This window comes from Maledivibacter halophilus, from assembly GCF_900167445.1.
GTDB classification, from domain to species: Bacteria; Bacillota; Clostridia; order Peptostreptococcales; family Caminicellaceae; genus Maledivibacter; species Maledivibacter halophilus.
This window is the reverse complement of sequence record NZ_FUZT01000001.1, coordinates 488,995-502,479: the sequence shown is the minus strand read 5'-3', so window position 1 is coordinate 502,479 and position 13,485 is coordinate 488,995. Positions and strand designations below refer to the sequence as shown.

At 30.9% G+C, this 13,485-nt stretch carries 9 protein-coding genes; 2 read left to right on the top strand and 7 right to left on the bottom strand.

Annotated features, from left to right (window positions below):
* Positions 1-744: 744 nt before the first annotated feature.
* Complete coding sequence (locus B5X81_RS02305) at positions 745-1,638, top strand: sugar phosphate isomerase/epimerase family protein (RefSeq protein WP_079489054.1); 894 nt, start codon at positions 745-747, stop codon at positions 1,636-1,638.
* A 275-nt stretch (positions 1,639-1,913) separates the two neighbouring features.
* On the opposite strand, the gene B5X81_RS02300 is transcribed toward B5X81_RS02305, so the two are convergent.
* Positions 1,914-2,993, bottom strand: a complete 1,080-nt coding sequence (locus tag B5X81_RS02300; RefSeq protein ID WP_079489053.1) for an ornithine cyclodeaminase family protein — start codon at positions 2,991-2,993, stop codon at positions 1,914-1,916.
* 446 nt (positions 2,994-3,439) lie between these two features.
* Here B5X81_RS02300 and B5X81_RS02295 point away from each other — a divergent pair, with 446 nt between their 5' ends.
* Positions 3,440-5,197: a sigma 54-interacting transcriptional regulator gene (locus B5X81_RS02295; protein WP_079489051.1), complete on the top strand. Its 1,758-nt coding sequence runs from the start codon at positions 3,440-3,442 to the stop codon at positions 5,195-5,197.
* Positions 5,198-5,343: 146 nt separating this feature from the next.
* Here the strand turns inward: B5X81_RS02295 and B5X81_RS02290 are convergent, their stop codons facing one another.
* The 6 genes from B5X81_RS02290 to B5X81_RS02265 all read right to left on the bottom strand — a co-directional run bounded on the left by B5X81_RS02290 (position 5,344) and on the right by B5X81_RS02265 (position 13,279).
* On the bottom strand, positions 5,344-6,723 hold the full coding sequence (locus B5X81_RS02290; RefSeq protein WP_079489050.1) for a sodium:solute symporter family protein: 1,380 nt from the start codon (positions 6,721-6,723) through the stop codon (positions 5,344-5,346).
* A 215-nt stretch (positions 6,724-6,938) separates the two neighbouring features.
* Positions 6,939-7,895 (bottom strand): DMT family transporter, encoded by a 957-nt coding sequence (locus tag B5X81_RS02285; protein ID WP_079489048.1) that lies wholly within the window; start codon positions 7,893-7,895, stop codon positions 6,939-6,941.
* Positions 7,896-7,928: 33 nt separating this feature from the next.
* Entirely contained in the window at positions 7,929-9,275 is a 1,347-nt protein-coding gene (locus B5X81_RS02280) for an MmgE/PrpD family protein (protein WP_170917240.1), read from the bottom strand.
* Between the two features lie 106 nt (positions 9,276-9,381).
* Positions 9,382-10,785 (bottom strand): sodium/glutamate symporter, encoded by a 1,404-nt coding sequence (locus tag B5X81_RS02275; RefSeq protein ID WP_079489045.1) that lies wholly within the window; start codon positions 10,783-10,785, stop codon positions 9,382-9,384.
* 327 nt (positions 10,786-11,112) lie between these two features.
* Positions 11,113-12,591 carry a trimethylamine methyltransferase family protein gene (locus B5X81_RS02270; protein WP_079489044.1) on the bottom strand — a complete coding sequence of 493 codons (1,479 nt, stop codon included), beginning with the start codon at positions 12,589-12,591 and terminating at the stop codon, positions 11,113-11,115.
* A gap of 34 nt (positions 12,592-12,625) precedes the next feature.
* Entirely contained in the window at positions 12,626-13,279 is a 654-nt protein-coding gene (locus tag B5X81_RS02265) for a cobalamin B12-binding domain-containing protein (RefSeq protein WP_079489042.1), read from the bottom strand.
* Between the last annotated feature and the right edge of the window lie 206 nt (positions 13,280-13,485).

Below are 13,485 nucleotides of genomic sequence, written 5' to 3'. Positions count from 1 at the left end.
TATTAATATATCTCAGTTAATTTATTAAGCAATTAATATGCCAAATATTCTTAATTTTCTTTATGTTATACTTCTATTTCTTCACTTACTCATGCTTTTTCCATAATGATTCAAATATAAAAGAAAATATATTTTCAAATACTTCTACAAATAATATCCTTTTAAAACTCCTATGCAAATTAATTTTGCTAATTTATAGTTTTTTTCGTGCATACAAATTTTGCAGTGTTAACATTTTATATAAATTCCTCATATTACAATTTTTTTACAATTCTTAAGTTTCTTTGGAGAGGCAAAGAAATTGAATAACTATGATTTGACAGAATCACATGATATATATGGTATATTTCTGAAGGTTTTAAAGCTATATGTAGTAGATGATTTTTACAGAAGGTAATTATGCAATTTGCTCAGGTAATTATATAATAATAAAAATCATTTTTTAAAAATCTATATTTTTATATACAGCCTTCTGAGAAAATATGTATGCAGATATTACATGTGCAAAATAAAAATGAGTAAAACTGCAAAAATACTCATTTCTTTTTCATCTAAATAAAAATATAGAGTCCTCTCTAATGTTGTTATATTGTATATAGAATTACAATAGTTATAGTAGGCACAAAAATTGCTTTAATATTTCTAAAATTGAAAATATATAACATGATAAAGTCTTAGGTTATTTTAGCTTTTCTTGCATTTATTTTTATTAAAGATAATTAAAATAAATAAGGAGGAATGATAATGGATAAAAAAATGAAGCTTGGAATTCACACCTACACTCTTCACCTTTGGGGACTTGGTCAAAATTGGGGTATAATTGCTAATCCAAGACCAAAGGAAATAACCCTTATGCAGCTAATGGATAAGGCTGTCCAATGGGGGTTAGATGGACTTCATATTACTGGCTGTGATCTGGAAAGGAAAGATGATAAACGGCTGAAAGAAGTCCGTGGGGCAGCTGAAGATCATGGACTTTATCTTGAGTACAACTTTTCTCTTAATGAAGAGTTTGACCCTAGGTTAACAGATAGCATAGCAGACGGTATTCATATTGCTGAAATGCTAGGAGCCGATATCGCAAAAATTAGCCTTGATATTCGTCGTACTAGGCCTCTTTACGGCAGTTGCTTTCATCCAATTGTAATGAGGCAACTTTGCAATGTTTATGATGAAATCAAAGCTGCTCTTCCCTTAGTTGAAAAGTCAGGAGTAAAACTTGCTTTAGAAAACCATACTGAAACCTATGCTGATGAAATCCTTTGGTTGATTGAAAAAGTTAATCATCCTATGGTAGGAGCCTGTGTTGATACTGTTAATTCCATGGGCGTTTTGGAAGACCCTATGGTTGCAGTAGAAAAACTTGCTCCATACGCCTTTGCAAATCATTTTTGTGACCATAAGCTTGATAGAGACCAGTTTGGTATCAGATTCCACGGAGTAGCTTTAGGCGATGGTGATATAGATTGTTTTAAAGTACTCCAGACTATAAAGAAGGTATCACCCACCGACCGCATTACTTTCGAAATTGAATGGGATATGGGTGATGACCCTATAGAAATAGCCCGTGAAAAGCAAATGGAAGCATGCATTAAAAGTATAAAATACGCAAAGGAAGTTCTTGGTATAGGAAAATAGCTAAAATTCTATGTAAATTTGATTCAGATGAATTCATTCTCAAATCAAATAATTTAACAGTTACTAAATACAAAAGCCAGGTTTCTTAAGATCCTGGCTTTTGTACAATAAATATATAATCTCCTAAGCATAATTATTTTAAATAATTGAGGAAACTACATAATACATGTAAAGAATTTCAAAATATGAAATGTAGTAGAGAGAGACAGATAAGCTATCTACATTTTATTTTTAAAATTTAATAATGTTAATTATGTAAGTTTCTCAATTAATAATTATCCTAAAAATGGCTCTTCCCATAATGGAAGCTTTCTACCTATACCCATCTTCACTGCATTTTCAAATACTCTGTGGGCTTCTGACAAATCATGTATTCCAAGTCCTATTGGATTAAAGAATATTTTTTCTTTTTTATCTTGTCTACCTGGTTTATTACCAACTACTATTTCTCCAAGATTTCCACGGATTTTTTCCTCTGGTATTACTCCCTCTTTTACAGCCCTACAGCTAACGTCTACTCCATGATGATTAACCTGATACCAATCATCCACTACCACAAAATCCATAACCTTCAGTGCTTCTGGAGGTGTATCCCAGAAAGATATTTCACAATGAAATGCTCCTTCTTTATACCACTTTCCTTTTACATAGGGTTTTTTCGCCATGGTGGCTGTACTTATAACGTCTGAATCCCTAAATGCCTTTTCGGCACTGTCTACAATTACAAATTCCATATCCAGTTCCTTTTTCATTTTTTCTACAAATTCTTCACTTGTTTTACGGTTGATATCAAAAACCTTACATACTTCTAATGTTGGAACTCCTTCTTTTATTGCTAGTGTTTGAGTAATCCCCTGTACACTTGCTCCTACAAGTCCCATTACCTTTGAATCAGGATTTGCTAAATATTTTGCTGCAACTCCTGATGCTCCTCCTGTTCTCATTGCACTTACCAATGTTCCATCCATTATACATGCTGGCATTAATGTTTCTGGATCATTAATAATAATAATTGCATTAGCCCTTGGAAGATTGTATTTTTTAGGATTGTGGGGCTTACTTGGAATGTATTTTATTCCACTTGTATTAATAGGCCCTATTAATCCTCTTTCTTTTAATTCTTTACTATATTTTTCTCCCCCTAAATATGCTGGCATTGACATTATTCTTCCTGTTGTCTCTTCGGTTTCCGGGCCTCCCCATCTTATAACTGGCTTACCTGGTAAAATAAAATCCTTTTTACCATGAAGGAAAAATGACCTTTCTGTGGCCTTCATGGTGCCACTCATATCAGCTCCACCTGCTTTTATGCAATCCTCTTGCTGTAAATATACAAATTCAACTTTTCTGCTCATTTTTAAATGCCTCCTTTTTTAGGTGCCTTTATTTATTTTTTTATTTCTAACTAATATAAACAAGCAAGCCCTATGCCAAGAATATTTAATTATAAAATTAGTTTTACTCTACTTAACTCTTGTTTGTATTTTCTAGTTTTAAAAAAATTTTTAAAAATTTATATTACTAATTTTTTTAATATATATTTCTTTCTTAAAATCTATATGCAATAGATTTTTGCAATAATTAGTCATTTCAAAGGCATAAAAATTTTGCATAGTATAATTTTTATTTAGTTTTTTACTTGAATTACCTAAAAATTATGAATTATAATAATTCTTTTATTAATTCAACTTCATAATTAGAAGTATTTATGCTAAAATATGTGATAATACATAACTTTTTCAAATTATTCTATTTGGTGTTAATATTTTTAAAAATATCATATGTTGGAGGGAAATAATTCATGGAAGAAAAATATGATTTTTTTAAGAAATTACTTAAAACAATTTTTACAAATATACAGCAAGGTATTATTATACTTGAAAAAAATAATATATTAAGCTGTATCAATCCTAAAGCAGCAGAACTTTTAGAAATATCTGTATCTGATGCAATAGGACGAAATTTTGAAATCATATGCCCGGAATTATTTATTCAAGGCAAACTAAAAAGTGGTACTTTCAATCTTATCAATGGGAAAAAAATTAAAAGTACACTAATTGCATCAATTGGTTTATCAAGAAATGATAAAAAAGTTTTATTCCTTCAAACAACTTCAATTAAAGATGAATATGACATCTTAAAAAATATTGTGAATTCTATTGATGAGGCGATTATGGCATGTGACCATGAAGGAAGATTAATAATTTATAATGATGCAAATCAAAAACTTGATAATTTGCTTCGTGAAAAAGTATTAGGACAACTTGTAACAAATATATATAATCTGACACAAGAAAATAGTTTACTATTTCAAGCAATGAAAGAACGTAAGCCTATTCAAGATAAACACCAAAGCTACACTACATGTACTGGAAAAAAGCTAAATATTGTATGTAATACATACCCTTTATTCAGAAATTCTAAAGTGGTAGGTGCAGTCTCTATCATGAGGGATTACTCAAAAATTAAAGAACTATCTGATAAAATTTTAGATTTGCAAGAACAGCTGCACAAAAGAAATAAAAAAAACACCAAAAATACTTCAATTAAATCTGCAAAATATACTTTCGATGATATCATTGGTTTAAGTCAGCCTTTAGAACAATCTATAACTTGGGCAAAACAAGCAGCTAAAACTGATTCTCCTGTATTAATATATGGAGAAACAGGTACTGGAAAGGAACTTTTTGCTCAAAGTATACATAATGCTAGTCAAAGAGCTAGTAAGCCATTTATTGCAATTAACTGTGCCGCTATTCCAGAAAATTTATTAGAAGGAATTCTTTTTGGAACTGTCAGCGGATCTTTTTCTGGTGCCGTCGATAGACCCGGCCTTTTTGAACAAGCCACTACTGGAACCCTTTTGCTAGATGAGCTTAATTCCATGAGCATGGGATTACAATCAAAATTATTAAGAGTTCTACAGGAAGGTGTTATTAGACGGGTAGGAGCCATTGATGAAATTCCCGTTGATGTAAGAATTATAACTAATATAAATATGGAACCTTATGAAGCAATACAAAAGCAAAAACTACGTGAAGACTTATTTTACAGGTTAAGTGTAGTATATCTTAAAATTCCTTCTTTACATCAACACAAAGAAGATATTCCTTTACTAGCCAAAAACTTCATTAGCAAATATAATAGAAAATTTAATAGTACTGTTGATAATTTATCTTCTGATACAATGAATATATTTATGCAATATGAATGGCCAGGCAATATTCGAGAATTTCAGCATGCAATAGAATCTGCAATGAATATCATGAAAAATTATGAAACTATTATTTTACCTGAGCATTTACCTCAGCATATTTTTAATAATTCACACAGAAGTCTGAATAAAAAAAATGACTTTAATTTGTCTCTACAGATAGGTGAATTATCAAATACAATGAAAACTATAGAAAAACAGATAATTCTACTATCATTGCAAAAAAATAACTGGAATGTTGCATCGACTGCTCGAAAACTAGGCATGAAAAGACAAAGTTTACAATATAGAATGAAAAAATATAATATAAAACAATCCATTATTAAGAAAAATGAATTTTTTTAATAATGGATTAGGTTATTATTAAATATAATCTTAATAATTTTTAAGCATAAACAACTTTGAAATTCGAAAAATTTTAAAGGAAATATTAAAAATTCAGGTATAAGAATTAGCACAACGATTTAATTTATATATTAGCTATTCAAGGTTTAACTTTGTTTATTTACAGTCGACATTTTAAATTTATTGGTGAAATATAATATACAAAAACTCACTATTAATCCGATATATAATGAACTTATTTTTCCATATCCCAACAAAATCCAAGACACACTAGCCAAAGGACCCCCTATTATTGCATAAAAACCCAATCTCTTGTTAATTTTATTTTTAAAAAACATTGCAGATGTAAGAGGTAAAAAAATAGGAGTAGCTCTAAATACCATTGATAAAAATCCCCAGCCCAAGATCATAGAGTTTTTATTTTTAATAACAACAAACAATGATAGTAATCCTACAAAAATAATACTTCCTCTTAAAATATAGAGCTCCTTCTTATCACTTATTTTTTCATCAATTAGAGGTTTATACACATCTTTAACAAACATAGTTGCAATCCCTAAAGCTAAAGCAGCTCCTGTTGCTATGGAAGATATTAAAACTGTGGCTATGGATATTCCACCAATAGCATGATTTAGATGATTTAATAAAAACAAAGGAAAAGCTTCCCTTGGTGGAATACTGGGATAATGGATACGCATATACATCCCTATAAATGTACATACAATACCTACGGGAAACACAAGAAATGCAGTTATAAAAGCACTATATTTAGATGTCTTGCTATTTCTACCTGCCATAATTGCCTGAAAATAAGTTTGAGTTGATAGAACACCTACAACAGTGGCAATACCTGAAGCAAGATCTTCGGCAAGCCCACCACTAAACATATTAAACCAAGGTTCTTTTGGGAAAAAAGTAAGAACTTCATTAATACCATTTAATTTGAATATTAAGATATATCCACATATTAAACTTGTACTGTAAAGTAATATGGTTTTTAATGAGCCTACATAGGTACTACCCCAAAAACCACCAAAAACCACATATACTACAAGAAGTATTATAACTATTAATGCAGAAATCACTACATCTAAATTAAATAGAGCTGTCAATAGTGCAATTACAGCAATAACTTGACCATTCACATGTATAAACATACCAATTGATAACAATATACTAGCACTAGTTCTAGCTTTTTTACCATATGTATCTCCTATAATCTGTGGAATTGTATCCATTCTTCCCTTATCTATCTGTTTTGAATAAATTAAACCTAAAATAATACTTGAAATACAAATCCCTAGAATAAACCATATGGCAGCTATACCTCTATTATAAGCCATTTGAGCTGTTCCCACAGTAGAAGCACCACCAATTATTGATCCCATAAGCATGCTGGTTACTCCAATAATACCTATTTTATTTCCTCCTATAGTAAAATCCTGGGAATTCTTAACCTTTAGCTTTCCTAAATATCCTACAACCCCTGTTATTACAAGTGTAAGTATTGTAGTAAATATTAGCATCACATATTCTCCTTTAATCTTTAATTATAAAATAATTATATACCTTTTATAAATTAATATAAATACTGAAAATACCCTTTCTTTGATTTAGAACTGAATTTTACACTTTATCATAATTTAACCCAGATTATTTATAGAAAATTAAAAGCTCTGGTACCTACTTTCAAACTTTCCATGAATAATCTGGGTTAAAGATTACAATAAATATTATATAATCATTTTTTTACTATGTATTTTTTTGTATCTATAAAATTATTATCTGTTTTTTTTATTTTACCTTCCTTAGTAATGTACAATCCCCCAAATATTAATATAGCACCTACCCCCTGGAGAAATCTAAATTTTTCATTTAATAACAAAATCCCACATAATACCGATATAATAGGAGTTATATTATTATAAAGGGAAGTTCTAGTACTTCCAATTTTCTTTACACCTAAATTCCATAATATTGCTGCAATAGTTACTGAAAATGCTCCCGAATAAATTATAGCTAAAATACTTTTTATTGATACTATGGACCAATTCTGAACAAATAAGGCTTTAGGCCAAGTAAGTATCATAAATATTGTCCCAACTGTAACTCCATATGTACTTAATTTAATAGGAGAATATTTTTCAAGAAGTTTTTTATTCATAATGGTGTATATTGCCCAGGTAGTAGTTCCTAAAAAAATCATTATATTTCCAACAAAATAATTGTCAAATATGCTTATCTGCTTTCCCGTTCCCACAACTATCTGAATTATTCCTATGAAAGATATTATGATTCCAAGTACTATACCTTTATTTAGTTTTTCTATTTTAAAAACTCCATTAATCAATGCGACAATTGATGGTAATGTAGCAAAGATAAGCGATGTATTTCCAGCTGTTGTGTGACTTACTCCTACTATATAAAAATATTGGTACACAAAATATCCTAAGAAGCCTAAAAGTAAAACTATTTTTATATCCTTTCTCTCAATTTTCCAGCTCTTTTCAATAATTAAAAAGAATATCCAACAAGTAATAACAGCAACAATATGTCTAGCCAAATTAAAGGTATAACTTGTTATTCCCTCTAGTCCTATTTTTACTATTGTGGGGTTAAGTCCCCATATTATTGCAACTCCAATGAGTAATAATTGTGCGCTTTGAAATCTTTTTTTTACCTTATTAATCCTATCCATAAGTATTAGCTCCCGATTTTAATATTTCCTTTTCTATAATAACTTCATTAAATCTTTAACTGAACGTAATTTTTCAATATTATTAATCATATCAATAATCCTTTCAATTTGCTGTTCTGATTTAGAATATTCTGCTAACCATTTAAACTTATTCAATATCTCTTCCTTACTTAATGGATTATCCCAATCTCCTTTAGCTTGAACATGTCCAGATATGTAAACATTTCCTTTTCTATCAGTTATCTCAACTTCTGATTCACAATTTTGGGGAAATTTTTTATCAAATCTGGAATCTGATATTATTTCTATCTTATTCATCAGTCCTAAAATAATAGTATTTTTTAATTTTTCATCAACTAACTGCTTTGGACCTACTTTTCCATCCACTATTGTTACAGCAATGGGATATGCAATATTATATTGGGCTTCATCAGCATTTGATGGAGGATCTGTGGAAAGTCTTGAGCTTTCTTTAAAGGTATAGACTTTAATTTTATTGATATCTTCTGGAGCAAGATTATTTTTTCCCAGTATCTTAAGTGTTCCTATTATCCCTGGTTGTGCCCATCTACAGCAGGCAAAGGGCTTAAAATACAATTTTAGTATATTGTATTCTTCTCCCAATGATTCAATATATTTATTATATTTAGGGTATCCAAATAAACTGGGACACCCTGTAAATCCTTCTTTTGCCATAAGAGCAGATTCAACACCTGTTGGACTTCCCCATCCTATGCCATCTTTACTCATTGATGGATAATCAATACATCTCATCATAGGATTCATAGGAGCCCTCCATTCTGCTGTACCTAAAGCATTATATATTTCTTCAACATCAAAGTTTAAAAGCTTTGCAGTAACAGCCGCTGAAGCAATTGTTCCCCATGCTCCTGAACTATGATAAACTGGATAATAATCATGCCAGACTATACCTGCTCTAGTTCCAATTTCATATCCTAAAATAATACTTTCCATCAATTCTTTTCCCGACTTGTTTGCCCACTCTGCAACGGCAAGTGCAGCAGGAATAACTAATGCACCTGGATGTCCTTTAACAGGTCTATATCCATCATCAATATCTATTGCATTTGCACTAAAAGCATTTGCAAAGGTGGCTCCTATAACATTTGATTTTGTACTCTTTCCTATTACTGTACATTCTTCACCTGGATATACCTTTTTTACAAATTTCTTAGCATAATCAGACGGTTTTGTAATGCTTCCTCCTAATATGGCTCCTAATAAATCCAGCAAACACACTTTAGAGTGAGCTTTGACTTCATTTGGGATATTCTCATATGAAAATTTTTTAATTTTTTTACTTAATTTATAATTACCCTTTTTCAAGTCACCTTGAAATTTATATTCCACATTATTCATAACGTAAAGTCCCTCCATACGCTAAAATATTTTCATATAATTGAGGAAATTGCATAACTCCAATTTGGCAAAATTGTATAATTATCTCAACTACATAATTTTAATTTTAGAAACTCTCAGAATTATTCAATTCAGCTATTACTTCTGATTCACCTTCTCTTAATTCAGTAATACTGGAAGATTGAACACCATATTTAGTTGCAGTAATTATCAATAATGCACTAAATACTATCAATAATATTACTCCTGCAATCAGCCCCTGACCTTTAGCCACAAATAGAGGTACTACAGATACAATAAACAATTCAATAAAAGATATAAATACATAAGCCATACCATAATCTTCAAGTGCTTCAGTTTTAAATTCAGGATCTACTATTCTAAGAAGTGTCACTCCCATTGCTACTACTCCCGTTATCCATCCATATATAAATATTGATCTTTCAAACCAGAAATTGTGAAATAGTCTCCTTCCAATAAAACTTAGGAATAATAAGGCATATACTACTCCAATTAATAACATTATAAGTATTGGAATTGCATATTTTATAACTACAGATATTTTTATAGAGGCTATTCCAAATCCAACAAGAAAATCTGTTGATGCTCCACCAATTCTTGTCATTATTTTCTTATCAATATATTCTGCTAATTTCATTCTATTTAATATAAATTGCAACAATACACCAGCTAACATTGACAAGCTCATCATAGGAAGACTTGCATTAGGTACCAATCTCTTAAATCCATAAAATGCGTAATATCCACCTGCCGTTGCAATTAAAACAAGTCCAACATGCCATGTCAATGAATCAAGTGACATTGAATTAATTGTATTAAGGCCCATACTATTCTGTTCTTTTTTTGGTATCAAACCAGTCTGCATACTCTTTGGCAACTCACCCATTGTTTTAATAAGTCTTGTGGCCTTTACTCTAGTGGCAATATTTATGAGTATTATGCCGCCAAATACCCCACACAATAACCCTAACGTGGCAAACGTTTGCCCTATTGTTATAGCTTCATCCCACCCTAATATATCTTTAAGGGTTCCACCAATAGCAGCAGCATATCCATGCCCTCCAACAAAGCCTGCTGGCATTAATAAAGCGAATGAATGATTAACTTGTGGAAATAATTTTGTTAAAATAAGTCCACCTATTACAATTGCAAATCCAAATTGCCCTACCTCAGCAGCTAAATTAAGGGTAAAAGTATCACCAACTTTATTTACAACTTCTTTAAATGAACTCTTTTCATTGTTTCCAAGGAACAAACCTGCAAATAGTACTACTATCATCATATATGGATAGCTTGCAATATTTCCACTAAATGGTAATATGTTTAAAAACTGACTACCTAAAAACAAACCTAAAAATCCAGCTATCATTGATGCTGGTAAATACATATTTTGAACAAACTTCACTTTTGCTCTTATGACTTGAGCTACAAAAAGTAAAATGGACATTATTCCAAAATCCATCAGCATATCATAAGGTCCAAAATTCATATAAATCCCCCTTTTACATTTTATTTCTCTATTCTTTTTTACATTTTGGAATTGAAAATAATTTAGATAGAATCTTAAATAAATTTTATTTTAAAGAGATGTGCATATCAAACTTAATTTAACTCAGTGTGCTAGTTCCCATATCAAGGATTTTAATATTTCCTTTTCGTTCATGTAATAAACCCGTTTTTTATATATAGATATTCCAGTAAAATAGTTAATTTATATTTGATATGCATTTTGTTATGAAATAAATAATAGGATAGTTTTTGCATATTATAAAAATAGTCAAAAATAGTTCAATTATATTATTCAACTTAAAATTCCTTACTCAACCCATTCTTGTATCATATTAGGTATAGTTGACAATATTTCTTTTTCAACTTTTTTGTCAATAAACAATGGCTTATGACTTGATAATATCTCCTTAGCCATTATTTTAGCTCTTTCTCTTGCATCTAAAGCTCCCTCAGATTCCCACCTAGCTCTGGTATTTCTATCAGAAAGCTTATTGTAAAAGAATTCTTTTTTCATATTCATTACAGTATGATCATGGGATAAATAATTCCCTGCTGGTCCAACTTCATTTATAACATCAACTGCTAAAGTATAATCATTTACTTCAATGCCTTTAACTGCTCTCATGCACATACCAAGAATATCATTATCTACTATATATTGCTCATATGAAATTGACATTCCAGACTCTATCAAACCAGCAGCATCATGTATATAATTAGATCCGGCTAGAGCACAAAGAAGAGTCGTTGCCATTCCTTCATATCCAGATTGTATATCTGGAATCTTTGCTTCATTAACCCCTGCTGTAGTATAGTTTGGAAGATTATAAAATCTCGATAATTGGGCACATGCTGCATTCATCATTCCCATTTCTATTGAACCAAAGCAAAATGCACCGGTCCTTAAATCTGAAGTAGTAGGAACACAGCTATATAATACAGGATGCCCCGGATTTAATATTTGGGTTAAAAGTACTCCACTTAAAGCTTCTGCACTCATTTGCACTAAAGTTCCAGCCAAGGTTGCTGGAGATGTTGATCCTGCCATTGGTGCAGTAGGCGTAGCCATTGGAAGTCCTGTCTCAATTGCCGCAATCATCAAGTCTGTATAATCTTTATCCATAACTAAGGGACTCATTATACAGGTAATAAATGATACAAAGGGCTTTTTCAACAATGCTTCTCTGCTTCCTGCTATCATAGCAGCATATTTAGCTATGTTTTCAATCCCTTCTCTAGTATAAACTCCACCCATTACATGCTTAGATGTATTTCTGATTGCAGCATAAAACCTATTTACATCTACATCTTTTTTCTCCAGTTCATTTGGGAAACAGGATATTACAAAATAATGTATATTCTCAAGTGCATCTACCAATCTAGCTGCCATCTGTACATCCTCTAAAGTAGATGGTCTTCTTTCACCTGTATCTATATCTAAAACATTCGTAGCTGTTCCGCCAGTACCAATGTAAACATTATAATCATCAAGCACCATATTATGTTTATCTTCACGTCCATACAATGTAATTGATGATGGAGCAGTTTTTATTTTATCCATAACCCAGCTTTCAGAAGCTCTTACAATCTTTCTTTTAAAATCAACTTCCGCTCCTGCATCATGAAAAGCTTTTAGTGCTCTTTCATCATTTACTTCTATACCTGTCTGCTCAAATACCTTCATAGTTGCTTTATGTATCTTTTCTATACCTTCTTGAGTTAATGGTTTATAAAGACCACCAATTAATCCTCCTGGAAAAGGATTTTTATTTCTTCTTTTTTTCATTGTCTATCCCCCCTATAGTTAGTCCAAAGGATTTTTAACATGATTTACAACAATTTTTATCCATTAATTTATTTGCCAAGTCTACTGCAGCAGATGCATCTGAAGAATAATAGGCTCCTATTTCTTCTGCATATTTATCTGTAACTGGCGCTCCTCCAATCATAATTCTCACCTTTTCATATAGGTCATTTTCTTTTAATGCTTCCACAGTATCCTTCATTGCCACCATTGTAGTTGTAAGCATAGCCGACATACCTACTAAATCAGGTTTATGCTTTTTAACTGCTTCAACAATATTTTCAGGATCAACATCAACACCTAAGTCAATAATCTCATACCCAGCTCCCTCCATCATCATTTTTACAAGTTTTTTACCGATATCATGAAGATCCCCCTTAACTGTTGCAAATACACATTTACCCACCTTATCAATATCTCCATCTTTAAGTAGAGGCTTTAATAATTCCATTCCTGAATTCATAGCCTTAGCTGAAACTAATACTTCTGGTACAAACAATTCTCCATCTTTAAATAAATCTCCTACTTCATTCATTCCAACTAATAAGGCATCGTTTATTATTTCCTTTGGATCACAGCCTTCATCCAAGGCTTTTTGAGTTAAGTTTCTAACTTGATTAACCCTCCCAGCTATAAGAAATTCTGCTATTTGTTCATATAATATATTCATTAGTATTGCCCCCTATCTATTCCCTTTAATTTTCAATATTTTGCACTGGAATTTTCTTTTTTTATCCTAAAAATGGCTCTTCCCATAATGGAAGTTTTCTACCTATACCCTTCTTCACTGCATTTTCAAATACTCTGTGGGCTTCTGACAAATCATGTATTCCAAGTCCTATTGGATTAAAGAATATTTTTTCTTTTTTATCTTGT

What these genes read in the sequence shown, in the direction of transcription:
- B5X81_RS02265 (WP_079489042.1), bottom strand. Translation starts at nt 13,279, where the DNA reads ATGAATATATTATATGAACAAATAGCAGAATTTCTTATAGCTGGGAGG.
- B5X81_RS02295 (WP_079489051.1), top strand. Translation starts at nt 3,440, where the DNA reads ATGGAAGAAAAATATGATTTTTTTAAGAAATTACTTAAAACAATTTTT.
- B5X81_RS02280 (WP_170917240.1), bottom strand. Translation starts at nt 9,275, where the DNA reads ATGAATAATGTGGAATATAAATTTCAAGGTGACTTGAAAAAGGGTAAT.
- B5X81_RS02270 (WP_079489044.1), bottom strand. Translation starts at nt 12,591, where the DNA reads ATGAAAAAAAGAAGAAATAAAAATCCTTTTCCAGGAGGATTAATTGGT.
- B5X81_RS02305 (WP_079489054.1), top strand. Translation starts at nt 745, where the DNA reads ATGGATAAAAAAATGAAGCTTGGAATTCACACCTACACTCTTCACCTT.
- B5X81_RS02285 (WP_079489048.1), bottom strand. Translation starts at nt 7,895, where the DNA reads ATGGATAGGATTAATAAGGTAAAAAAAAGATTTCAAAGCGCACAATTA.
- B5X81_RS02300 (WP_079489053.1), bottom strand. Translation starts at nt 2,993, where the DNA reads ATGAGCAGAAAAGTTGAATTTGTATATTTACAGCAAGAGGATTGCATA.
- B5X81_RS02290 (WP_079489050.1), bottom strand. Translation starts at nt 6,723, where the DNA reads ATGCTAATATTTACTACAATACTTACACTTGTAATAACAGGGGTTGTA.
- B5X81_RS02275 (WP_079489045.1), bottom strand. Translation starts at nt 10,785, where the DNA reads ATGAATTTTGGACCTTATGATATGCTGATGGATTTTGGAATAATGTCC.